The 24252-nt window shown below is 62.0% G+C and carries 15 protein-coding genes; 4 read left to right on the forward strand and 11 right to left on the reverse strand.

What is annotated here, in order from left to right:
• The 9 genes from C8K66_RS30255 to C8K66_RS30295 form a co-directional block, all read right to left on the reverse strand.
• On the reverse strand, positions 1 to 209 hold a 209-nt coding region (locus tag C8K66_RS30255), incomplete at its 3' end, for a hypothetical protein (protein WP_132849960.1).
• Between the two features lie 2 nt (positions 210 to 211).
• Positions 212 to 2866: a type VI secretion system ATPase TssH gene (gene tssH, locus C8K66_RS30260; RefSeq protein WP_108526693.1), complete on the reverse strand. Its 2655-nt coding sequence runs from the start codon at positions 2864 to 2866 to the stop codon at positions 212 to 214.
• 155 nt (positions 2867 to 3021) lie between these two features.
• Complete coding sequence (locus C8K66_RS30265) at positions 3022 to 3513, reverse strand: Hcp family type VI secretion system effector (RefSeq protein ID WP_046383733.1); 492 nt, start codon at positions 3511 to 3513, stop codon at positions 3022 to 3024.
• 24 nt (positions 3514 to 3537) lie between these two features.
• A complete protein-coding gene (locus tag C8K66_RS30270; RefSeq protein ID WP_108526694.1) occupies positions 3538 to 5256 on the reverse strand; it encodes an OmpA family protein in 1719 nt (572 codons plus the stop codon).
• A gap of 6 nt (positions 5257 to 5262) precedes the next feature.
• Complete coding sequence (tssL, locus tag C8K66_RS30275) at positions 5263 to 5946, reverse strand: type VI secretion system protein TssL, short form (RefSeq protein WP_057004771.1); 684 nt, start codon at positions 5944 to 5946, stop codon at positions 5263 to 5265.
• On the reverse strand, positions 5943 to 7298 hold the full coding sequence (gene tssK / locus C8K66_RS30280; RefSeq protein WP_057004772.1) for a type VI secretion system baseplate subunit TssK: 1356 nt from the start codon (positions 7296 to 7298) through the stop codon (positions 5943 to 5945). Before tssK ends, tssL begins: the two co-directional genes overlap by 4 nt.
• A 23-nt stretch (positions 7299 to 7321) precedes the next feature.
• Positions 7322 to 8860: a type VI secretion system contractile sheath large subunit gene (tssC, locus tag C8K66_RS30285; RefSeq protein WP_046487050.1), complete on the reverse strand. Its 1539-nt coding sequence runs from the start codon at positions 8858 to 8860 to the stop codon at positions 7322 to 7324.
• A 33-nt stretch (positions 8861 to 8893) separates the two neighbouring features.
• Complete coding sequence (gene tssB, locus C8K66_RS30290) at positions 8894 to 9397, reverse strand: type VI secretion system contractile sheath small subunit (protein WP_046383738.1); 504 nt, start codon at positions 9395 to 9397, stop codon at positions 8894 to 8896.
• A 474-nt stretch (positions 9398 to 9871) separates the two neighbouring features.
• Positions 9872 to 11500, reverse strand: coding sequence for a twin-arginine translocation signal domain-containing protein (locus C8K66_RS30295; RefSeq protein ID WP_108526695.1), 1629 nt, complete (start codon positions 11498 to 11500; stop codon positions 9872 to 9874).
• Positions 11501 to 11642: 142 nt separating this feature from the next.
• On the opposite strand from C8K66_RS30295, the gene pvdM reads away from it, so the two are divergent.
• Together pvdM and C8K66_RS30305 are read left to right on the forward strand one after the other, a co-directional pair.
• Positions 11643 to 13007 carry a pyoverdine-tailoring dipeptidase-like protein PvdM gene (pvdM, locus tag C8K66_RS30300; RefSeq protein WP_057004774.1) on the forward strand — a complete coding sequence of 455 codons (1365 nt, stop codon included), beginning with the start codon at positions 11643 to 11645 and terminating at the stop codon, positions 13005 to 13007.
• 76 nt (positions 13008 to 13083) lie between these two features.
• A complete protein-coding gene (locus C8K66_RS30305) occupies positions 13084 to 13950 on the forward strand; it encodes a formylglycine-generating enzyme family protein (RefSeq protein WP_046487059.1) in 867 nt (288 codons plus the stop codon).
• 226 nt (positions 13951 to 14176) lie between these two features.
• Here C8K66_RS30305 and C8K66_RS30310 read toward each other — a convergent pair whose 3' ends face one another.
• The gene (locus tag C8K66_RS30310; protein ID WP_108526696.1) at positions 14177 to 15004 is read right to left on the reverse strand and encodes a N(5)-hydroxyornithine transformylase PvdF; all 828 of its coding nucleotides are present in this window, start codon (positions 15002 to 15004) and stop codon (positions 14177 to 14179) included.
• A 199-nt stretch (positions 15005 to 15203) separates the two neighbouring features.
• On the opposite strand from C8K66_RS30310, the gene C8K66_RS30315 reads away from it, so the two are divergent.
• A complete protein-coding gene (locus C8K66_RS30315; protein WP_046383743.1) occupies positions 15204 to 16856 on the forward strand; it encodes a cyclic peptide export ABC transporter in 1653 nt (550 codons plus the stop codon).
• A 154-nt stretch (positions 16857 to 17010) separates the two neighbouring features.
• Positions 17011 to 19398 (forward strand): TonB-dependent siderophore receptor, encoded by a 2388-nt coding sequence (locus C8K66_RS30320; RefSeq protein WP_057004778.1) that lies wholly within the window; start codon positions 17011 to 17013, stop codon positions 19396 to 19398.
• Between the two features lie 165 nt (positions 19399 to 19563).
• On the opposite strand, the gene C8K66_RS30325 is transcribed toward C8K66_RS30320, so the two are convergent.
• A partial coding sequence (locus tag C8K66_RS30325) for a non-ribosomal peptide synthetase (protein ID WP_146181401.1) occupies positions 19564 to 24252 on the reverse strand: 4689 nt, incomplete at its 5' end.

A 24252-nucleotide genomic window follows, 5' to 3' on the forward strand; every position in this document is an offset into this window, starting at 1 on the left:
GCGGCGTGCAGGCTGAAACGGGCGTCCTGGCCAAGCAGGGTTTCGGCGGCGAGGTCACGTTCGGTGCTGGTGAATTCCACGCGATAGGTGAAGGGCTGGCTCAGGTGTTCGTGGCCTTCAAAGGCCAACACGTCGAGACGGGCTTCGATGTTGCGCACACTCAGGGTGTGCCGGCTGTGGTCGAAGAAAGCCTGCAATCCGCTCAGCACGTTCACACCTCCAGGGCGACGGCCTGCGCCGTGTCTTGAACATCGCTGAAATGCAGACTGATCCCTTCATCCTCGCTATAGCCCAAGCTCACGCCGTGGGTGCGCAGTTGCGCCGCTCGACGCGCCAACAGGTGTTGACTGAGGACCGGCAGGATCTGCTCGTTAAGCAAGCTGTCGATGTTGCGTGCACCTGAATCCGGTAGCAGGCAGGCAGCAACCAAGGCGTCGTTCAGGGTGTCGTCAATCCGGCAATCCAGGCCGTAATGACGCTGCAGGCGCTTGGCGACCTGGGCCAGCTTGATCGCAACAATGCATTTGAGTGCGTCGGCTCGCAGCGGGCGATAGATCAGGGTTTGAAAGCGCGCCAGCAACGCTGGCTGAAAGTGTTCGCGCAGGATCGGACGCAGTCGTTCATGCAGCACGCTGTCCGGTATCTCCGGGTGTTCCTGCACGCTGGTGTGCAGTAGATCGCTGCCGAGGTTGGAGGTCATCAGAATGACCGTGTTACGGAAGTCGATCTCGCGCCCTTCGCCATCGCGCATAAACCCACGATCGAAGACTTGGTAGAACAGGTTAAGCACATCGCGATGCGCCTTTTCCACCTCGTCGAGCAACACAACGCTGTAGGGCCGCTGGCGCACGGCTTCGGTCAATACACCGCCCCGGCCGTAGCCGACGTATCCGGGTGGCGAGCCTTTGAGTTGACTGACTGTGTGGGCTTCCTGGTACTCGGAAAAGTTGAGGGTGATCAGTGATTTTTCGCCGCCGAACAGGCTGTCGGCCAAGGCCAGCGCCGTTTCGGTTTTGCCTACGCCGCTGGTGCCGACCAGCAGGAACACGCCCAACGGCGCCTTCTCATCGGTGAGCCCGGTTTTGGCCGCACGCAGGCGCTGAGCCAAGGCACTCAAGGCCGGAGCCTGGCCGATCACGCGCGCTTGCAATTGCTGTTCGAGCAGCAGCAGATTGGCCTGCTCGTCCTTGAGTAAGCTGCCCAGCGGCACGCCGGTCCAGTCGGCGATGACTTGCGCCACGCTACGTGCGTCGACATCCAAAGACAGCAGTGGCTGGCTGCCTTGAATGTCACTCAACTGCCGTTGCAACTGTGCACAGGTATCCCGCTGCGGTGGCTGCGCCTGGCGCGCAGCAATCAGTTGTTGGGCCAGATCGAGTTCTTGGCGGTATTGCTGTTCCAGATCGGCGTGCTGACGTTGCAGATCGGCGTGTTGCGCGGCAATCGTCGCCAGACGCTCATCCACGCTGTGGCCGCCAAGCCGTTGATCCTGCTCCAGCGCTTGGCCCTCCAGTTCCAGGGCCACTTGCAGGACACTCAGACGGCGCAACGCCTGCGGTTCGCAGTCCAGGCTCATGCACACGCGGGCGCTGGCGGTGTCCAGCAGGTCGACGGCTTTGTCCGGCAACTGGCGCCCCGTCAGGTAGCGCCTCGACAGGCTGACCGCCGCCTGCACTGCCGCATCCTGGATGTGCACACCGTGATGGCTGGCGTAGCGCGCCTTGAGCCCGCGTAACATCAGGCAAGCGTTCGCGTCGTCCGGTTCCTCGACCTTGACCATTTGAAAGCGTCTTTCCAAAGCGGCATCACGCTCGAAATACTGCTTGTATTCACTCCAGGTGGTCGCGGCGATGGTGCGCAACTCGCCACGGGCCAGAGCGGGCTTGAGCAGGTTGGCCGCATCGGCGCCGCCGGCCTGGTTGCCGGCCCCGACCAGGGTATGGGCCTCATCGATAAACAACAGCACCGGTTGTTCGCACTGCTGTACGGCGTCGATCACGTTTTTCAGGCGTTGTTCGAACTCGCCCTTGACGCCAGCGCCGGCTTGCAACAATCCCAGGTCAAGGGTACGCACACTGACTGTTTTGAGACTGTCCGGCACCTTGCCTTGGGCAATGCTCAACGCCAGGCCTTCGACCAGCGCCGTTTTGCCGACACCAGGCTCGCCCACCAGGATCGGATTGTTTTTGCGCCGACGGCTGAGGATGTCAATGACCTGACGGATTTCATCATCGCGGCCGAACACCGGGTCGATCTTCCCTTGCGCGGCCTTGGCGGTCAGGTCCTGGGTGAACCTGTCCAGCAGCGCCGCTAACGCATCGTCTTTCGACACGCTGGGCGGGAGTATGGCGAGTTCACTTGAAGGCACCGCGATCACTGACGTCTGCACCGCGCGGCGCTCTTCGGAGGTTTGGTCCAGCAGCACCTGCAGCCGCTGCAACTGCGCCTCACTGAGACTGAGCAAAGGCCATACGGCTTCGCACGCCAGCAGGTTGGGCGTCTCCATCAACGCGCTCAGCAGATGTACGGAACGCAGGCTGTCGTTGTGCTCGTCCAATGAGGCACGCAACCAGGCATTTTTGATCAGTTGCTGCAATGGCGCCGACAGCTGCGGCTTGCTCTGCACGCTACGCGGCAGACGATCGATGTGCTCCAGCAAGCCATACCACAACGTCTCCATATTCCACTCATAGCGACGTGCGATCACGGTCAGGTCGCCTTCACCTTGCCCCAGCAACTTGAGTAGCCAGTGTTCGACGGTGATCTGCGCGTGGGCACGGCTTTGGCACAGCGTGGCCGCTGCACTCAACGCCTGGGCGCAGTAAGGGTTGAGACGACGAAGCAAGCGCGTGGAATTCTGGGCCATACGGCTACATCCTTGTTCGGTGATGGTGGTACGCGATCGTTAACGCCAGTCGCGGGCCGGAAACTCGATGTGTTTGGCTGAACGCCCGCGAACGGACGCTCAACCCAGCACACCGGGAGCCAGCAGGCAAAGACCCACCTGCTGCTCCGGGCGTATCAAGCGCTTTGGCGTTCATTCCACGAATCGGAGTGGATGATGTTGCCGTCCTTGTAGGTCCAGGTGACCTTCTCGTAACGCAACTCCACCTGCTCGAGGTGGTTGTGCTTCTCTTTGCTGGGGTCTTTGACGTCGTGCATTTTCGGCGCGACTTTCACGACCTTGACCTCTTCGAGTTTGGTGATGAAGTACTCGACCTCCTGCCCCGCATCATCGATGCGGTACCACTTGAACTCGGCACTCTTGAGGGTTTGCCCGGTGGTGACCGCCTTGTAGAGATAGGGGCTGGAGGCATCGATTTCCTTGGAAAACAGAAACGGGGTATGAACCCGCGTACCGGTCAATTTCCCGGTGTTGTTGTCGGTGGGGATGTACAGACTGTGATCCTGGGCAACCACCTCGATGCTGCCCTCGCGTTGTTGCACGTTCACCGAACCCTTGATAGTTGCGCCGCCGTCGTCTTGCAGCCAGAGGTAAACGGGAATTGCCATGTGAAGCTCCTTTTTCTCGTAGATTTAAATGTCGCGGAATGCGACCGGGGGTTGCCTGTCCGGGCTTGCAACGGGAAGCGCGCAGGCCCCCGCCTCAGGTACCAGACGGATATCAACGCGGCGGTTGGCTGCACGCCCCGCCTCGGTGTCGTTACCGGCAATCGGCTGGCTGGCGCCGAAACCCTGCACGGCAAAGCAGCTGTCGGGAATGCCGCCCATGCGTTGCATCCAGTCATGCACGGCAGCGGCGCGGGCGCGGGACAGTCGAAGGTTGTTCTCGGGGTCGCCAGTGGCATCGGTATGCCCCGAGATCACGATCAGCCAGCCGGGCTGGGCCTTGATATCGACCAGCGCATTGATCAGGATCTTGGCTGAATCCGCCTTAAGCTGGGCACTGCCGCTGGCGAACAGCGACAGGCTGTCCAACCGCACCGGGCTGGCAGCCCGCGCAGGCGATGCGGCCGGTGGCGGCTCAACGTGAGCAGCCAGTACCGCCAGCAGCGCAGCGCGCAGGCGTTCGCCGCGATACAGGCCCAGGCCGAATGCCGGGGGCGCACCGTGCCGGTAGTACGCGTCCAGACGCTGGGCGTCCTGGCGCAGCACGCCCACGGCACTTTCACGCCAAAGAAACTCGCGCTGATTACGCTGGGTCGGTTGCGGGATCGCCGAATAACGTCGCAGGTCATCACTGACTTGGCGCAGCAACAGGGCGTTCTGCCACGCCGAACTGGCAAGTGCGACAACACCGGCGACAGCGAACAACCACAGCGCAACAACGCTCGCGCGTTGCACCGGGGAACGCAGCGGGCCGAGCGGCAGCAGGTTGAGCAAAGGGTCCGGGAACGGCAACACAGCATCGGCCACAACCGCCCTGTGATCCGCCAGCGCCACTTTGCTGCGTAACCATTGCTGCCACAGGTTCCCCTTCACGGCATGCGCCAATGCCGGCCCCCACGTAACTGCGCAGATCGCCACCAGGCCAGAAGCGCTACGCATGACAAGGTGCGGCAGTACCGCTTCGTGAAGCCAGGCCACAGCGCTGTTCAGTTGAATGCTGGCGTGCATCCGAGCGGCCTGCCTGAGCGAGTCAGCGGGTTGCTGTTGCCAGTCATCCAGGCTGACGCAAGCACCCGCATCACACACACGGACCTCGGCCTGCCCGCTGCCCCAACAGAACCAGGGTGCCTCGTCCTGCAGGGTTTGCAGGTAGCTCACCAGCAACAGCGGCAGCGCAACCCCGCGTTTGCGGGCCAAGGCCAGTTGATGACTGAAGGCGCGCATCTGACCGGCGAGTACCGCCCCATCACTGTGCGCGCCGGGGCTGACGCTGAACATCACGCCCAGTTGCCCGGCCCAGCCCGGCCGCAAGGCCAGAAGGTGATCGGTGATAGCCGGCAGTTGCTCCAGGCTCGGTACGCGCACGTAGCACCCTCGCTCGGTCACCCGCAGGGCCAACTGCCCGACGGCAACCCCGCCGAACAGCCCATCCAGGCCATCACCGCAGACCAGCACCACCGGCTGACGAAACCCCGCAGCGGGCAGCACCATGCCCTCGGCCAACCTCACCGACCCACGCTGCCGCTCGGCGCGCAGGCGCAGCGATACCCAGGCCCATGTCACACAGCACACCGCGATCAGCACGCCGAGCACACGCGCCCACATCGCCAGCGGAATGATGAGCAGCAACGCGAGGACGAGGACACCGGCCCACAGGTAAAGGATGCGATGCAGATTGAAGGTCATCCGCACTTACCCCTGATCAGGCAAGAGCGAGGCAATCGCATCGCTCAGCAGATGATCCAATCCCCACCACGTCGCAACCAGCAACAGGGCCACTGTCAGCAGATGAATCAAGGGCGAGCGCAGCCAGCCAAAACCCGCGCTGAGTTCGCCACCGACCACCTGCGTCGGCATGTGTTGGCTGACCTTGAACGGCGCCACCTGTGCGTTGAGAGCAGCCAATAGTTGCTCGCGTCCGGGGTCGCTCAAATCACGATAGCGCCCGCGAAAACCCAACATCAATACGCGCTGAAATACCGTCAACACATGCCGGTCCGGCGCGGGTTCGCTCAACACGTCACGCATGGCCTCGTACAGAAACTCACCGGCCTGATGACGATTGAAGAACTTGGCCTGCAACGGTTCGCTGGCCCAGGCGGCGCGGGCATCTGCGTCGGCGCAGGTCAGCACCGTTTCGTCGAGTAGCGCGCATTGAGCATGACTGATGTGGTCGATGTTGCGCTGACTCAGGCCCGCCCGTTCAAGGTGCTGCCGAGCTTGCTCAACCTGTTCGATACAAAGCTGGCCCAACTCCCGACCAGGTTGCACCGAGGCGCCCTGGCGCAACTCGACCACCAATAGGTAGGTGTCCTGTAACAGCGCGTCGATATCCACCGCTGCTGCGGCTTGCTCGTTGGAAGGCGTCGGTTTCATGAGCGCAGCACCGCAAACAGTTCCAGCTTGACGTCGACCAAGCTGCTGGGAACGTAGAAAGCACAGACCCCTTCGTCCAGCACCGCCTGCCCCTTGGAATGCCCGAGATCCAGCGCGAAGTACTGATTTTCCAGGCGCAATGGAATCGCCGCCGGCACATGGCTGAGGGACTGCAACGGCACCCCGTCGAGCGCCGCGTTGATCAGATAATCGACCTCATCCGGCGTACCGATCTTGCACAGGCGCGGGAACTGGTCCTGCACCTGCGCCGCCGGTAGCCGACTGCGCACCGACAGATAGAAATCGGCCCCCTCACGCTCGCGCAAACGCGGGTCATTCAGCGTGACTTGCCAACGATTGGCCCCCTGCACCTCCAGGCTCAAAGCAATGACCCGCGACGGCAGACTGGCCTCCAACAACAGCGACAGGGTGTGCATCAGCGGCGGGAACACTGCCTCCAACGAGGTGTGCCGGTAGGCGGGGATTTTGTCCACGTCGTGTTCCAGCGAAAACGTGAGCAGGCCACCGGCGAGCTTGATCAGTTGCTGGTAGACCTGCTCGGGGTGGCGCGCGGGAAACTCCCGAAGATCGGCCAATACCGGCTGGTAGGTATTCAACGCATTGAGCAGCCAGAACAGCGACACGTCGGCGACGGCAAAGTCGGCCATGCGCTGATTGCTTTCCCGCCGCATGCCCATGAGCCGTTGCCGCTTGGCGGACAATTGCGTCAACAGGTTGTCCAGCTGGTTCAGCAACCCCGGGTGCGCGGCGAAGCTCAGCAACGGCGGCACATAGCCCGGGTCGAGGCTCCAGGCGCCCTGCCCGTCGCGCACCAGGCGCGCGAGCGGACACGTCATGTAGTCCGCATTATCGTCGCGCTGCAGGCGCAGGCTCAGTGCATGTTCCAGCACGCCTATCGACTGCACCTCATCAGCATACATATCCTGTACGTCGCGCCAAGACTGGCGATAGCGTGTGGGCCGATCGGCCCTGCCACCGTCGAACAGGCAGTTGTCGCCATTCGCCTGTTCCAGGGGCAAGGCCAAGTGCAATAACGCGTCCTGATCTTCGTCGGCCAGCAACTGCGCCAGCTCCAAGGCCGGAGGCAGGCGGTCGACCTGCTCGGTGTCGATCCAGGTGCCATCGGGCATGCGGACCCGCAACTGAGTCGCCTTGAGCTTACCCAGCCGTAATGCATCCAGGTCGAACCCTACCGCCTGGACACCCCAGGGGTGCGCCAGGGCCAGGTGCGCGAGTTGTTCGTTGGTCCAAGCCTCCCAGCGCGCCTGTTGCTGGAATTGTTGCGGCGACAGCAACGCCCCGGCGGCCCACAGAGGGCGATCGATATTCATGGCATCGTTTCCCTACGACTGAATCAGGCTTTGGCCTTGGGCATCTGCGAAACCAGTGACAAGTTCACGTCCATACCCTCGACCTGGAAGTGCGGCACGGCATACAACTTGACGCGGAAGAAACCGGGGTTGTCCTCGATGTCTTCCACCGTGACCTTCGCCTCCCGCAGCGGGTGTGAGGCCTGCAAGTCATCGCCCGGATCAGTCATCTCGGTGACCAGCCCGCCGATCCACTTGTTCAACTCCAGCTCCAGCAAACGCCGGTCCTTGGTGGTGCCAATGTTTTCGCGCTGGATTAGCTTCAGATAGTGAGCAATGCGTGACAGCAGAAAAATGTAAGGCAGACGTGCGTTGATTCGACTGTTCGCGGTGGCGTCGGCCGTGTCGTACAGCGCCGGCTTTTGCGCGGAGTTGGCCGAGAAGAAACACGCATAGTCGCGGTTCTTGTAGTACGAGAGCGGAATGAAACCGAGGTTGGCGAACTCGAACTCACGGGTTTCCGGAATCATCACTTCGGAAGGAATCTTGACCTGATTGCCAGTGCCCAAGTCATACAAATGGATAGGCAGTTCAGTGACCGCACCACCCGACTGCGGCCCACGTATCTGCACGCACCAACCGTTGCTGATGAAGCTTTTGACCATGTTCGCGGCAAAGGCAAACGATGCGTTGGTCCACAGGTACTTGTGGTGATCCGGCCCTTTGACATTCTCGACGTAATTGAAGCTGCGCACGGGGACGGTGTCGGGCCCGTAGGGCAAGCGCCCCAGGACCCGCGGCATGGTCAGGCCGATGTAACGCGCGTCGTCACTGTCACGGAATGACTTCCACTTGATGTATTCGGCACGATCAAAATAGTTGCCGATGTCCTTGATTGCGGCCACCTCCTCCATGGTTTCCTTGCCGAAGAACGCTGGGCCTACAGCCCCCACAAACGGCATGTGGGCGGCGGCGGCGACTTTGGAAATATTGCGCAGCAGCGCGATGTCCTGAGGCCTGCGATCGAATTCGTAGTTTGAGATAGCCGCCGCAATCGGCTCGCCCCCCGGTGTGTCGTACTCCTGCGTGTAGGTATGCAGGTACAAGCCGCTCTGGGCAATTTCAGGCGCGTCCTCGAAGTCTTGCACCAGGTGGTCCTTGCTGACATCCAATAGTTCTATGCGAACGTTCTGACGGAAATCCGTCTGATCAATCAGCGATTTCACACCGCGCCAGGTTGACTCGACGCGCTGGAAGTCCGGATGGTGCATGACCGCATCGAGTTGACGGCCAATCTGCCGGTCCAACGAAGCAATATGCTCATCCAACAGGACTTTATCCAAACGCTCGATTTTTTGCGGCGATTGCTTAAGCAACTTTAAAAACACACTGACCGCTGCCGTCACCCGCTCATCGGCGGACACCTCGGACAGCGCATCCGAGTTCTGGAAGATATCAATACCGGCCAATTCAGCAACAGGACTTAAATTGATCTTGTTAAACAGCGCAGCATAAACACCCGCAGACTCTTCAGACAACACTGTGGCGCCGCGCGCTTGCACGTTGGAATGCTCTAAGGACATGATTTAACTTCCCTTTTAAATTACCGCTATGAATTAACGTTCTTCTTCAGGCGCCAAGGCAGCCAACTCAGCGCGCAGTTCGTCACTGAGCGCGTCATCCTTGAGGATGCGCTCCAACTCATGGCGGAAGGTCACGTTGTCCAGCAGATTCGATTTGAGATCACGCAACAGGTTGCGCATCGCCAATAACGCACGCAGTTGTGGAATCTGCCGTGCGACCTGCTCAGGCTCGAAGTCCTTCATGCACCGGAAACTCAGTTCGACAGCGGTGTCGGACGCATCGTCGTCCAAGGTGTTGTCGACAGCCAGCTTCAGACCCGGCGAGAACTCGCCCAGGACGCTGTCAAAGTTGTTCTTATTGATATCAACCTTGCCGCGCTCGGAGAGCGGACGCTGTTCTTTACCGTTACTGTAGTCACCCAGCACCATCAGTTTCAAAGGTAACTCAACCTTTTTCTGCGCACCGCCGGTATGCAGGTCGAGCTTGATATTAACCCTGGCCTTGGGCACTTCATTTTGAAAGCTGCTTAGCGTCATCGTTTCATTCCGTGAGTTATCCAACAGCATTGATCTGCGGTCAGATGGAAATTAAAACCGGAATCCAATCAACTTAAATTCCCTTTCCGGAAACCAAAGCGCTACATGGCACATGGCGTCCGCTTGCTCACTAGAATGAAGTATCACTGCCGGAACTTACCAGCCCCCGGATCACGGACGGGAACTTTCCATTGCGCATCAGGGATATTTCCCACAAAGCACAAAGATTATCTTTCTTGCAAAGATTATTGAAGATTTAAACCACAGACAGGGATCCAGCTGTCGGATATTTCTTAACTGCGCCGGCGCCCAATAAAAGATCAGTAGAAATATACAAACCCATATAAATTTCTTTCAATATCCTCCATTGTTTATAGTACTAAAACCTATAAAAAACACCCACGTGCCGACCAGAAGATAAACCATCTCCGTCTCAGCTTTACATCATAAACATTGAACTCCAGCAAAAAACGCCTACACCTCGCGCGCCTTGACCTTCAAATGCCGCGCATACCATGGCCGCTTCGGCACCCGTTTGAACAAACCCTGCAGCGCTTCGTCTTGCGCAGCAAACGTAATTCGCAGGGCGAGCTTCATGATCTCTGGGTCCATCTCCATCGAACGCCCCCTCTGCAAGCCTGGCGTGGTGCTGCAGCCATGGGTATCCGGGCCCAGCCACGGGTCGCCGACTTCAACCCAACGCCCCGGCGCGAACCATGCCACGCCGTTGACCTCCAGGCGGCTGACCTGGTCGGGATGGAAGCGCTCATGGGCGCGGAACCAGTCTTCGATGCGGTCGTCGATCCAGCCATGGAAGTGCCAGAACACCGGGTTGACGTGGGAGGAAAACGGATCGCCAAGAAAGTCGTTTTCGGGTGCATACCAACGCGCGGCAAAGTCTGCCGGGTCGCGGGCGAAGGGCACGGGGGCGCCGTTGGAGGGGTCGCGGGGCACCGAGGCCCAGCGCATGTGCAGCCAGTCATGCAGGCCCAGTTCCATTTCGGAGCCGAGCTGGCCCAGGGTCAATTTGGCCAGGTATCGCGGGTCGCGGTATTGGGATTCCCAGACCTGGAAGTTGCTGTGGTAGGTCTCGGCGGCTTTGATATCGCTGACCCATTGGGTGTAGTCGCCGTCGTCCGGCGCCAGCCAAGTGGGTGGCAGGGCAAAGCCGTCATGGTTGTCGAAGTAGCGCAGGAAGCCCAGGCGATCACGTTCCAGGGCCGGTTGCGGTTCGGGGAAGGCGGACCACGACGGCAAGTCTTGCATCGCACGTGCGGTGCCGAGCATATGCCGATGCATGAAGAAGAAGTCGATGCCCGAGCCGTTGCGATCCTTGAGCTTGCCCCGCGCGTCGCGCTCCTTGCCCCGTGGGCCGGGCTGCCAGCCGATGCCACGCAAGGCGTCGCGTTTTTCCTCGGAGAGCTTGTGCCATTGGTCGCGCGTGGCGTGCCACAGTTGGTGGAACAGGCGGTGCTCGGGGGAAATCAGCCAGGCCAGCAGCGAAGGGTTGAGACCGATGCGTTGGCGGGCTTCGGGAAACGGCTGTTTGTGGGCAACAAAGCGATTCTCCGGCGCGGTCAGCGCCAGGGGCCGGTCGAGGTCGAGGATCTGCCCGCTGAGTGTGCCGCTGCCGGCGTTGCCAAAGACGCCCCAGACTTCATCGACGGTCATGCTGAATTCATAGGCCGGCGCGCCGTCGGCTGCATCACGGTCGATCAGCCGCCAATAGAGCTCGGTGCCCTCGCCCATGAGCAAGTCACCCAACACGCGATAACGGGGTTCGACATCGCCGCGCAGGTGCTCGGCCGTGTCGAGATAACCACGCAGGCCTCGCCCACGCGGCGCGACATCGAGCAGCAACGCCAGGCCCTGCGCGGGCAAACCCTTGAGGCCGGCATCGCGGCCTTCAAGCCGCAGGTTCCACACCCCGCGCAACGTGTTCGCCAGGTGCTGGCCGGCGGTATCGGCAAGATCCACCGTGGCTTCGCCGGGGGTGATGGGGAATTCTTCACGCGTCCACTCGCGATGGGCATATAAGGCCGCCGGCAAGGCGGCACCAGTCAGCGCCAGGCCTGCGATGAACCCACGTCGAGAGATCGTCATTGTCTACCTTAGGAAACGGCGTTATCAGAGCTAGAACGTTTACTCGCGCGGGAAATTTACCGCGCCGTCGCCGAGGCCTAAATTTCCGCGCTCATCGCTCGTTCTTCCCAGATAGCAAAGGCCTCAACTGACTGAGACGGCAATGACAAAACCACGTTCGAAAAAGGCGCTGTTTATCGGCCTGCCACTGGCATTGGTCATCGGCGCCGGGGCCGGTTTCCTGGCCTGGGATCACTGGTTCCGAGGCAATGCCGGCTACCCGCTGGCGGTGATCAAGCAGGCCAATGACCTGCAGGAGCGCCTGTTGTCGTTCGACAGCCATATCACCGTGCCGCTGGATTTCGGCACCGCCGGCAATGAGGCCGACCACGACGGCGGCGGCCAGTTCGACCTGGCCAAGGCGCGTCGCGGGCGATTGTCCGGGGCGGCGCTGACGGTTTTCGGCTGGCCGGAAATCTGGAACGGCGCCAATGCTCCCCACAGGCCCAGCGACGGCTTTGTCGAGGAAGCCCGCCACGAGCAGGAAGTGCGCTACAAAATCATCTCCGGCATGGTGCGCGACTTCCCCAACGAAGTGGGCATCGCCTACACCCCGGATGACTTCCGGCGCCTGCATGGCGAAGGCAAATTCGCGATCTTTATCAGCATGCTCAACGCCTACCCGCTGGGCAGCGACCTGAACCAGCTGGACCTGTGGACAGCACGCGGCATGCGTATGTTCGGCTTCAGCTATATCGGCAATAACGCCTGGTCCGACTCGTCGCGGCCACTGCCATTTTTCAATGACTCCACCGACGCTCTCGACGGCCTCTCGGACATCGGCCAGCAAGCGGTACACCGCCTCAATGACCTGGGGGTGATCATCGATGTGTCGCAAATGTCGACCAAGGCCCTGGAACAGGTTGCGCAGTTGAGCCGCACGCCACTGGTGGCCTCCCACTCGGCGCCACGCGCGGCGGTGGATATCCCGCGCAACCTCAGCGACAAGGAACTGCAACTGATCAAGCGCAGCGGCGGCGTGGTACAGATCGTGGCCTTCTCCGCCTACCTTCGCCCGCTGAGCCAGCCGACCCAGGACAAGCTCAACAGCCTGCGCGCCCGCTTCGACCTGCCACCCCTGCCCAACCTGGCCGTGGCCCTGATGCCGGGCGACGCAATCATCGCCGCCTGGCCCGAGCACACGTTCGGCGAGTACGCCAGCGCGCTGTACGCCATCCTCGATGACGAACCCAAGGCCACCCTCAAGGACCTGGGCGATGCCATCGACTACACCGTGCGCAAGATCGGCATCGACCATGTCGGCCTGGCGTCGGACTTCAACGACGGCGGCGGTATCGACGGCTGGAACAACGTCGGCGAAATCCGCAACGTCACCGCCGAGCTGATCCAGCGCGGCTACTCCGAAGCCGATATCGCCAAGCTGTGGGGCGGCAACTTTCTGCGGGTGTGGGACCAGGTACAAAAAGCCGCCAAGCCCTTGGCCAACCGCTCATCACCCTCGACGTAAGCCCGTGAGCACAACATGACCGTGCTGAGCCAGCGGTGGCGACGCACGCCCTTTGCCCTTTGAACGAGAGGCCCACATGACGCCATCCGCCCCCCTGACCGCTTTGGCCCTCACCGCCCTGTGCGCAGCGCTGCTGCCCAACCTGGCCGAGGCCGCCACGCCGCAACCCGGCAAAGTATTCAAGGACTGCAAGGACTGCCCGGAAATGGTGGTGCTGCCCGCCGGCACTTTCACCATGGGCACGCCCGACGATGAGGTCGGCCGCGAGCCGGACGAAGGCCCGATGCATGCCGTGACCTTCGCCAAGCCGTTCGCCATGAGCCGCTTCCAGATCACCGCTGGCGAGTGGGACAGCTATATCCGCCAGACCGGGGTCAAGATCGCCGACGGCGACACCCGCCCCGGCCGCGAATGCATCGCCAGCAAGCCGCGCTACCCCCAGAGCCCGCGTCAGCCGGCAGTGTGCATGGACATGGACGACATCAAACACTACGTGGCCTGGCTGTCGAAAAAGACCGGGCAGCCGTACCACATGGTCAGCGAAGCCCAGCGCGAATACGCCGCGCGCGCCGGCTCCAGCGGGCCCTTCCCGTTTCCGTTCGACGAGGGCAAGGGTTACAGCATTGCCGAACATGCCAACACTTACGGTCCGGCGGATGGCTACAGTTTTTCCTCGCCGGCCGGCAGCTACCCGCCGAACGCATTTGGCATGTACGACATGCACGGCAACGTCTACGAGCGCGTGGCCGACTGCGAACACCCCAACTACATCGGCGCACCGACCGACGGCAGCGCCTGGGTGGAACCGAACTGCGAGAGCTACCAGATCCGTGGCAATGACTGGGGCGAAGCGCCAGTGTTCTCGCGCTCGGGCAATCGCAACAACATCTACCCGCAGACACGCGGGGACTGGATCGGCTTTCGGGTAGTGCGCGACCTGTAACAACAAATCCCCTCACTGCACCTACTGCACCTACTGCACCCACTGCACCTACTGCACCCACTGCACCCACTGCACCCACTGCATCCGCTGCATCCGCTGCACCCGCTGCACCCACTGTAGGAGCGAGCTTGCTCGCGAAGCCCCCGAGTACGCCGCGTTTATCCAGGATAAACGCGTTATCGTTGGCGATTTTCGCGGGCAAGCCCGCTCCTACAGGGGGCGTGCGTCAGCTTTGCCGAGCCAACCGTTCCAAACCTTCATGCAACGCCGGAAACAGGCTGTTATTGAAGTTGTTCCAGCGCAATTCGAGGATAGTGTCGTCCGGGGAAATCTCGGTCTTGAGCACGTCGTGGAACACTTCTCCGGAGTCGATGCCGTTGTCCACGTAGTGGAACGACGCACCGGTCAGGTACAGCGGCTCGCACGGCTGCGTCTCCTTGGTCGTCCAATCCACCACCGCCTGGCCACGGGCACCGTACAAGGCGTTCCAGGTGGCGTAGGCGCCCCGGCGCTCGTAGGGCGATTCGATACGGGTAATGCCCGGGTGAATGTTCATGATCCGCCGCGCAAATGGCGCACCCGGGCGCACCAGCTCATCGAGGATCACCAGCAGGCCGTCCAGCACCACGATATCGGCCTTCAGCTCCACCAGCGTGTCGTGCAGGCGGCGTTCGAAGTCCTGCTTGCCGGCGATGTGTTGCGCGCTGCCACGCGGCAGGCGGCGGTAGGTGGACGGCACGCTCAGCAGCAAATCGTTGACCAGACGCCCCTGCACCCGCAGGTCCGCCGGGTACAGCCACTGGCGGCCCGGCGCATAGGCAAAGCCATAGTCGGCGACCAATTGCCGGTCACGCGGGTTTTGCTCGTCGTCGTCATACACCACGCCCACCAGGTTATAGGCCTCGCCCAGCGACGTATCGTTGAGCGAGCCCACCAGAAACTCCAGCACCGACTTCATGTAGCGCTCGTGGTCCTTATAGGCCACTGGCTGCCCGGCCTTGTCGGCGGCGGCATTTCTCAGGGACCACACATACACCAGGTTCTTTTTCGTCATTGGTTCGCTCTCACTGGATAGATCCGGCACGCGACCCTACGCGTGCGCCTACCCAACAAGAACGAACCAGGCAGCGGGCAATTTATCCGCCACCGCCACCGCCGGGCACGCCGCGCTAAATACTCGCGCCGACGCTTCGTTTGTCATGGGTAAGGGTCTGTGTGCCCAGCCCCCTCCATTCACTTTCCGGGAAGTACCTATGACCGACCCCAAGCGCGGCGCCTTCAGCGGTTTGCTCGCATTGCTCAGGCCCTTTCGCGCCATCGTGAGCGTCTCCGTCGCCCTGGGCATGGCCGGTGGCCTGGCCATCACGCTGCTGCTGGCGACTATCAATAATGCGCTGCACTCCTCCGCCGGGATGACCCAAGGGGTGATTCTGACGTTTGCTGCGCTGTGTGTGCTGGCGCTGGTCAGTTCGATCATTTCCGATATCGGCACCAATTACGTCGGCCAACGGATCATTGCCGCCCTGCGCAAGGACCTCGGCGAAAAGGTGCTGTCGGCGCCGATCGGGCAGATCGAGGGCTATCGCTCCCACCGGCTGATCCCGGTACTGACCCACGACGTCGACACCATCAGCGATTTCTCCTTCGCGTTCACACCGCTGGCCATTGCGGCCACAGTGACCCTGGGTTGCCTGGGCTACCTGGCCTACCTGTCGGTACCGATGTTCCTGATGATGGTGGTCGCCATCGTGATCGGCAGTGCCGTGCAGTTCATCGCCGGCGGCAAAGGCATCCAGGGCTTCGACCTGGCGCGCAGCCACGAGGATGAGCTGCAGCGTTACTACAACGCCATTGCCTCCGGCGCCAAGGAACTGCGCATGCACCGGCCCCGGCGCTTTCGCATGAACACCCAGCGCATTCAGGAAACCGCGGACCGCATCGCCGACATCCAGGTGCGTTCCGTGAACATCTACATCCTTGCCAAGACCTTTGGCTCGATGTTGTTCTTCGTGGTGATCGGCCTGGCCCTGGCGATGCAGGCCTATAACCCCAACCCCGACCCTAGCGTGATCACCGGTTTCGTCCTGGTGCTGCTGTACATGAAAGGCCCGCTGGAACACCTGCTCGGCTACCTGCCGGTGGTGGGCAAGGCGAAGATTGCATTTGGTCGTATCAGTGAGCTGTCACAGCGCTTCTCCTCGCCGGAACCGCACCTGCTGATGGATGACAGCGAAGCCCCGCAACCGGTGGTCAACAGCCTGGAATTACGCGGTGTGCGCTACAGCCCGCCAGCAGTGGCAGGCAGCGAACCGTTCCACCTGGGGCCGATCGACCTGAACATCGCCCAGGGCGATATCGTGTTCATCGTCGGCGAAAACGGCAGCGGCAAGACCACCCTGATCAAGCTGCTGCTGGGGCTGTACCCGCCGCAGGCCGGGGAAATCCTGCTCAATGGCAACGCCGTGAGCGACCCCGAGCGCGACGACTATCGCCAGCTGTTCACCACGGTGTTTGCCGATTACTACCTGTTCGATGACCTGGTCCAGGGCAGCGCCGCCCAGTCACTCGACAGCGCGACAAAATACCTGGAACGCCTGGAGATCGCCCACAAGGTCAGCGTCAAGGATGGCGTGTTCAGCACCACCGATCTGTCCACCGGCCAACGCAAGCGCCTGGCGCTGGTCAACGCCTGGCTGGAAGAACGCCCGGTGCTGGTGTTCGACGAGTGGGCCGCCGACCAGGACCCGGCCTTCCGCCGGATCTTCTATACCGAGTTGCTGCCGGACCTCAAGCGCCTGGGCAAGACCATCATCGTGATCAGTCACGACGACCGCTATTTCGATATCGCCGACCAATTGGTGCGCCTGCGCGCCGGCCAGGTCGTGCACGAACTGACGCCGGCGTGAATTTTCTTTTCCGGTTTCCCGGGATAGGAACGTCTCACTAGTGGTAATGATAACCAGACTCAATAAACACCTATAATTGCCCACTTAAAACATAGAAGAGAAAACACCCATGCCAGCACGACTCGGTCTCAGCCCACTGAGCAAAGCGCTATCCATGCGTCGGGCCCTGAACGTCAACCTCCTGCCGAACGCCCTGGCCCTGGCCATATCACTGCCGGTGGCCGGCTATGTGCAGGCACAAGAGATCGAGTTGGACATTCCCGCGCAGCCGCTGGGGAGCGCGCTGCAGGCCTTCGGTCATCAGGCCAACATGCAGGTGCTCTACAGCCCGACCGACGTGCAAGGCAAGAACAGCACCGCCGTCAAAGGCAAACTGGACCCGCAACAGGCGATCAATACCCTGCTGTCAGGAACGTCGACCACCCACAGCCTCAACGGCAATTCGCTGACCGTCACCGCCGCCGGTACCTCCGCCGGGCTGGAACTGAGCCCGACCCAGGTGACCGCCAACCAACTGGGCAACGTGACCGAAAACACCGGTTCCTATACCCCAGGCTACATCGCCACCTCGACCCGCCTGGTGCTGACGCCCAAGGAGACGCCGCAGTCGGTGACCGTCATCACCCGCCAGCACATGGACGACTTCGGCCTGAACAACGTTGACGACGTGATGCGCCACACGCCGGGCATCACCGTCTCGGCCTTCGATACCGAGCGCAGCAACTACTACGCCCGTGGTTTCTCCATCAACAACTTCCAGTACGACGGCATTCCGTCCACTGCGCGCAACGTGGCCTATTCGGCGGGTAACACCCTGAGCGACATGGCGATCTATGACCGGGTCGAAGTACTCAAGGGCGCCACCGGCCTGCTCACTGGCGCAGGCTCCCTGGGTGCGACCATCAACCTTGTGCGCAAAAAGCCCACCGCAGAGTTCCAGGGCCACGCCAGCGTGGGCGCCGGCTCCTGGGACAACTACCGCAGCGAGCTGGATGTGAGCGGCCCGCTGACCGAAACCGGGAATGTCCGGGGTCGGGCGGTGGCGGCTTACCAGGACAAGCATTCCTTCATGGACCGCTATGAGCGCCAAAGCCCGGTCTACTACGGCATCATGGAATTCGACCTGTCCCCGGACACCATGCTGACCGTGGGTGGCGACTACCAGGACAGCCTGCCAAAAGGCTCGTCCTGGTCCGGCAGCTTCCCGCTGATCGACGCCCAGGGTAATCGCAACAACGTGAAGCGCTCGTTCAACAACGCCGCCGACTGGAGCAGTTGGGAGCAGTACACCCGCACCCTATTCGCCATAGTCGAGCACGACCTCGGCGATGGCTGGGTTACCAAGCTGCAACTGGACCACAAGATCAACGGCTACCACGCGAAGATGGGCTCGATCCAGGGCAGCACTCCCAACCTGGACGGCACTTCGCAGCTGACATCGGGCAAGTACACCGGCGAAACCGTCAGCGACTCCGCCGACCTATATGTGAGCGGCCCGTTCAGTCTGGGTGGCCGCGAGCATGAGTTGGTCCTCGGCGGCTCCATCAGTTCTTCCGAGTGGAACGGCAATGGCTACTGGAACCTCGCCCCCAACCTGGTGAACTTCTACAACTGGCACGGCAACGCGACCGAACCGGATTGGGGCACACCGCAGTCGAAGATCGACGACACCGTGCGCCAGACCGGCGCGTACATGACCACCCGCCTGAACCTCGCCGACGACCTCAAGCTGCTGCTCGGCGGCCGCGTGGTCGACTACACCGTCACCGGCAACAACCCGACCTACAAGGAAACCGGACGGTTCGTGCCGTATGCCGGTGTGGTCTACGACCTGAACGACACGTACTCGGTCTACGCCAGCTACACCGATATCTTCATGCCGCAGGAAAGCTACAACCGCGACCGCAACAACAAGCTGGTCGAGCCGGATGAAGGCCAGAACTGGGAACTGGGCGTCAAGGCAGACTTCCTGGACGGTCGTGTAAACGCCAGCGCCGCCTACTTCGAGATCCACGAAACCAACCGTTCCGTGTCCGACGACGAATACAACAACCGCACGCCGACACCGTCGAACTACGCGTTCAAGGGCACCAAGGCCGTGACCAAGGGTTACGAAGTCGAAATGTCGGGCGAACTGGCACCGGGCTGGCAGCTCCAGGGTGGCTATACCCACAAGGTTGTGCGCGACGACAACGACATCAAGATCTCGACCTTCGAGCCGGAAGATCAGGTCAGCGTCTACACCTCGTACAAGTTCAAGGGCAACCTCGACAAGCTGACCGTCGGCGGCGGCGCTCGCTGGCAGAGTGTTGGCTGGCAGGACATCTACAACAGCCCGAAAGGCGGCTACGAGGAGTTTTCCCAGGAATCCTACTGGCTGGTGGACCTGATGACCCGCTACCAGTTCACCAAGAACGTGTCGGCAACGTTGAACGTCAACAACATCTTCGATAAGACCTACTACACCAACATCGGCTTCTATAACTCTGCCGCCTACGGCGAGCCACGCAACTTCATGCTCAGCACCCGCTGGGACTTCTAAGGCCTGCTCGTAGCCGCCCTGGCGGCTACCGAGGGTTCCAACCCTAACGCCCCGTGCATTCATTTGCCCGGGGCGTTTTTGCAGAGGCCGGTCGTTGAACCCCACCCCACGAAAAAGCCCCCGGTCACCATCAGTGGCCGGGGGCTTGTTCGTTCAGGCCCGGTGTTACGCCATCGCGTCGGCGAAGCTGCGCACGAACGCGGCGTTGTCGATCAACCGATCATGACTGGTCTCGATCAGCACCGAACGTTCAATCCGGGACTGGCCGGCGACCTCCAGCATGCTCGCCTCAATCAACCGATGATGCACACCCGTGCGGCTCAAGGTCGCCCACCAGCAACTGATCGGCGCCTTGATCGCCTTGAAATCGGCATCATGCAGGCGCTGGCCCAGCATGCGGTCGACCTCCCACGAGATTTGCGCCTCATGGCCACTGAGCAACTCTTCCTTGAGTTCATGGAAGCGCTCACCCAGCACATCCCCGGCCCACTGGTTGAACCCGGCCCATTGCTCATCGTCGCCATCAACCGTGGCCTGCTGGCCCGACCACTTGGCATGGATCTGCGCCGTGAACTCAGGGAACATCGCGCCCAACAATTCCACGCGCCGGTCATTGGCGGATATTTCGCGCTCATCGACCATCACCGCCGTGTCCCAGAAGGGCTTGACCCACTGGGGTGGCGATGCGTCGATCCAGCCCACGCACTCCACTTCCCGCCCAGCCTGCTCCAGGCCATGGGCAACTTCCATCGCCAGGTTGCCGCCCAGGGACCAGCCCGCCAGACGGAAGGCCCCCTCCGGCTGCGCCGTCAACAATTGCGCGGTGTAGTCCTCGACCATCTCGTGCCAGGCCGGCACTTCACTGCCCTCCTCGGCCAACGCCCGGCAGATCACGCCCATTACCGGCCGCTGCTCGCGCAACGCCAGGGCAATGGCCTTGTAGCAATGCACCGAACCATAGCTGGGGTGAAACAGGTACAACGGTGTGCCACGGGTCTGGCTGTTCAACCTGACGATCAACGAGTTGCCGGCCTGACCATTGACACAGGCCACCTGCCCCGCAACCGTCGGGTTGAGCATCAGCTGACTCACCGAAAGCTCGACGCCGGTAGCCTTGCGGATACGCTCCTTGAGCATCAACACCAGCAACGAGTGCCCGCCCAGCTCGAAGAAGTTGTCCTCCACCCCCACCTGTTCAAGGCCCAGGACCTCGCGCCAGGCGAGCACAACGGTGTGCTCCAGCGGGTTGCTCGGCGCAACGAAGTGCCGCTGATGCACGCTGGCGTCCGGTGCCGGCAGGGCCTTGCGGTCTAACTTGCCGTTGGGGCTCAAGGGCATGCGGTCCAGCACGACCCATTGCGCAGGCACCATGTAGTCGGGCAAATGCGCCAGCAAGTGATGACTCAGGGCATCACGCCAGGCGGCGGCCGGGTCGTGCAACACCAGGTAGCCCACCAGATGCTTGCCATCCTGCACTTGCACCGACGCTTCACGCACCTGCGGATGCTCCAGCAGGCGCGCCTCGATTTCGCCCAGCTCGATCCGCAAACCACGCAACTTGACCTGATGATCCAGGCGCCCCAGGTATTCAATCACGCCATCCATGCGCTGACGGACCCGGTCCCCGGTACGATACAACCGCGCGCCAGGCTGGAACGGGCACGGCACAAAGCGCTCGGCGGTCAGGCCGGAACGGCGATGGTAACTGCGCGCCAGCCCGACCCCGCCCAGGTACAACTCACCGGCAACACCCGCGGCAACCGGCTGCAACTGCGCATCCAGCACATGGGTGCGCAGGTTGGCGATCGGCTGGCCAATCGGCACGCTGTCGCGGTTTTCATCGACACACGTCCAATGGGTCACATCGATGGCCGCCTCGGTCGGGCCGTACAGGTTGAACAGCCCGGCCTTGGGCAGTTTGGCGAACACCTGTTGCTGGGCGTCCACCGGCAGGGCTTCGCCGCTGCAAATGATGCGTTGCAGGCCCTGGCAACTGCCGGCCTGCGAGTCCTGGAGGAACGCCTGCAACATCGAGGGCACGAAGTGCAAAGTGGTGACCTGGTGTCGATTGATCAACGTCACCAGGCGCGACGGCTCCCGATGATCACCCGGAGCCGCCATGACCAACCGTGCGCCGCTCATCAACGGCCAGAAGAACTCCCAGACCGACACGTCAAAACTGAACGGCGTCTTTTGCAGCACCGTATCACTGGCATCCAGTGCATACGCTTGCTGCATCCACAGCAATCGGTTGGTCAATGCACAGTGGCGGTTACCGGCGCCCTTCGGCTGCCCGGTGGAACCGGAGGTGTAGATGACATAAGCGAGGTTTTCGGCCTCGACGGCGACCTCGGGATTGAAGGTGGCAAACCCTGCCAGCCAGCTGTCACCCTGCTCCACCACCAGGCACTGTACGCAGTCACCGATGGGCAACGACGCTACCAGATGCGCCTGCGTCAACAGCAGTTGCACCCCACTGTCCCGCAGCATGTAGGCCAGGCGCTCGCGCGGGTATTCCGGGTCCAGCGGCACATAGGCGCCGCCAGCCTTGAGCACGGCCAGAAGCGCCACCACCATCTCCACCGAGCGCTCCATCGCCACGCCCACCAGCAGGTCTGGCCCGACACCGGCCTGTATCAGGCGGTGCGCCAGGCGGTTGGCACGAGCATTCAGTTGGGCGTAAGTGAGCACTTCGCAATCAAACAGCAATGCCTGGGCATCCGGCGTGCGTTCGGCTTGCGCTTCGATCAACTGCTGCACGCTCTGCTGCAACGGGTAATCCTGCGCCGTGTCGTTCCACTGCTCGACCATCACCTGCTGCTCCAGACGCTCCAGCATCGGCAACTGGGTAACCCGCTGATTCGGATCGCCGAGCATGCCCTGCAACAGGTTCTGCCAATGGCGGGCCATGCGCTTGGGTGTCGCGGCGTCGAACAGATCGGTGGCGTAGGTCAGGGTCGCCCACAGCCCTTCGGCGGTCTCCTGGGTGTCCAGGCTCAAGTCGAACTGCGCGGTCTGCGTGCCCCACTCCAACCCTTCAACCCTCAGGTCGGCAAGCTGCTGGCCGCTGTTGGCCAGGCGCGCTTCGCTCTGGTGATTGAACATCACCTGGAACAACGGGTTATGGCTCAGGCTGCGCTCGGGTTGCAGCGCCTCGACCAATTGCTCGAAGGGCAGGTCCTGATGGCTCTGGGCATCCAGGGCCCGCCGCTTGGCCTGCTGCAACAATTGGGTGACGGTCAGTTGAGCATCGATATCGGCCTTGAGCACCTGGGTATTGACGAAGAACCCCACCAGCCGCTCGGTTTCGACCCGGCTGCGGTTGGCGATCGGCACACCGACGCGAATATCCTGCTGGCCGCTGTAACGGTGCAACAGGGTCTGGAACGACGCCAGCAGTACCATGAACAACGTGACCCCCTCACGCTGCGCCAGGGCCTTGAGCCCCGTCACCAGCGCCGGGTCCAGGACGACATCCAGGCTCGCCCCGCGATAGCTCTGCACCGAAGGTCGCGGCCGCTCGGCGGGCAGTTCCAGCACCGGCTGTTCACCGCCCAGCAGCGTTTGCCAGTAAGCCAATTGACGCTCGCGCTCGCCGCCCGCCATCCAGTCGCGCTGCCACTGCGCATAGTCGGCGTATTGAATCGGCAGCGCCGGCAGTTGCAGGTCCTGGCCTTGGCTGTAGGCCGCGTACAGTTGCACCAGCTCGTCGACCATCACCTGCATCGACCAGCCATCGGAGACGATGTGATGCTGCACCAGCACCAGCACGTGTTCGTCGTCAGCCAGGCGCAGCAGGGTCACCCGCAGCAGCGGGCCTTGTTGCAGGTCAAACGGTCGCGCGATCTCGGCTTGCACCAGGCACTGCACATCAGCTTCGTCGGCGTCGGCATGCAGGATCTCTACGGCACCCGCATCACGGATCATTTGCAGGGCGCGGCCTGCGTCCTGGTACACCTGGGTGCGCAGGCTTTCATGGCGCGCCACCAGCGTTTCGAAACTGCGTTGCAGCGCGGCCTGGTCCAGCCAGCCACGCAGGCGCAGGGTGCTGGGGATGTGGTACGCGGCGCTCTGGGGGTCCAGTTGCCAGAGGAACCACTGGCGCTCCTGGGCATAAGACAATGCCAACGGCTGCTGGCGGCTGACGGGCAGAATCGCCGGCGCACTGTCCGTCTCGGCTGCCGAACGCTGCAGCGTCTCGACAAAACCCTGCAACCGCGGGTGTTCAAACAGGGTTCTGAGGGGAACTTCCCGGCCCAGTAACTGGCGCAGACGGGAGATGACCTGCATCGCCAGCAACGAGTGCCCCCCAGATTCAAAGAAGTGGTCGGCCAGGCCAACCCGTTCCAGGCCCAGGATTTCACCCCAGATCGCCGCCACGTCCTGCTCCAACTCGCTCTGTGGCGCCACATACACCTGCTGCATCTGGCTCACATCAGGACGCGGCAGGCCCTTGCGATCGAGCTTGCCATTGGGGGTGAGCGGCATGCGCTCCAGGAACATCAGGTGCGAGGGCACCATGTAGTCCGGCAGGCGGGTTTTCAGGGCGCGGCGCAGGTTTTCACGGCAGGTGGACTGGGTCAACGCATCGTCCATCAGCACCGGATCCAGTGGCACCACATAGGCCACCAACTGCTTACCGTTCGGGCCTTCCTGGGCCACCACCACGGTTTCGCCGACGCTGTCCTGCTCGCGCAGCCGCGCTTCGATCTCGCCCAGTTCGATACGGAAACCGCGGATCTTCACCTGGTGGTCGACGCGGCCGAGGTAATCCACCACGCCATCCGGGCGGCCACGGGTCAGGTCGCCGCTGCGGTACACGCGGCTGCCGGGTTTGCCGAACGGGTCGGGGAC

The sequence above is a fragment of the Pseudomonas sp. GV105 genome, assembly GCF_003058185.1.
Classification (GTDB): domain Bacteria; phylum Pseudomonadota; class Gammaproteobacteria; order Pseudomonadales; family Pseudomonadaceae; genus Aquipseudomonas; species Aquipseudomonas veronii.

What these genes read in the sequence shown, in the direction of transcription:
- tssH (WP_108526693.1), bottom strand. Translation starts at nt 2,866, where the DNA reads ATGGCCCAGAATTCCACGCGCTTGCTTCGTCGTCTCAACCCTTACTGC.
- C8K66_RS30265 (WP_046383733.1), bottom strand. Translation starts at nt 3,513, where the DNA reads ATGGCAATTCCCGTTTACCTCTGGCTGCAAGACGACGGCGGCGCAACT.
- C8K66_RS30270 (WP_108526694.1), bottom strand. Translation starts at nt 5,256, where the DNA reads ATGACCTTCAATCTGCATCGCATCCTTTACCTGTGGGCCGGTGTCCTC.
- tssL (WP_057004771.1), bottom strand. Translation starts at nt 5,946, where the DNA reads ATGAAACCGACGCCTTCCAACGAGCAAGCCGCAGCAGCGGTGGATATC.
- tssK (WP_057004772.1), bottom strand. Translation starts at nt 7,298, where the DNA reads ATGAATATCGATCGCCCTCTGTGGGCCGCCGGGGCGTTGCTGTCGCCG.
- tssC (WP_046487050.1), bottom strand. Translation starts at nt 8,860, where the DNA reads ATGTCCTTAGAGCATTCCAACGTGCAAGCGCGCGGCGCCACAGTGTTG.
- tssB (WP_046383738.1), bottom strand. Translation starts at nt 9,397, where the DNA reads ATGACGCTAAGCAGCTTTCAAAATGAAGTGCCCAAGGCCAGGGTTAAT.
- C8K66_RS30295 (WP_108526695.1), bottom strand. Translation starts at nt 11,500, where the DNA reads ATGACGATCTCTCGACGTGGGTTCATCGCAGGCCTGGCGCTGACTGGT.
- pvdM (WP_057004774.1), top strand. Translation starts at nt 11,643, where the DNA reads ATGACAAAACCACGTTCGAAAAAGGCGCTGTTTATCGGCCTGCCACTG.
- C8K66_RS30305 (WP_046487059.1), top strand. Translation starts at nt 13,084, where the DNA reads ATGACGCCATCCGCCCCCCTGACCGCTTTGGCCCTCACCGCCCTGTGC.
- C8K66_RS30310 (WP_108526696.1), bottom strand. Translation starts at nt 15,004, where the DNA reads ATGACGAAAAAGAACCTGGTGTATGTGTGGTCCCTGAGAAATGCCGCC.
- C8K66_RS30315 (WP_046383743.1), top strand. Translation starts at nt 15,204, where the DNA reads ATGACCGACCCCAAGCGCGGCGCCTTCAGCGGTTTGCTCGCATTGCTC.
- C8K66_RS30320 (WP_057004778.1), top strand. Translation starts at nt 17,011, where the DNA reads ATGCGTCGGGCCCTGAACGTCAACCTCCTGCCGAACGCCCTGGCCCTG.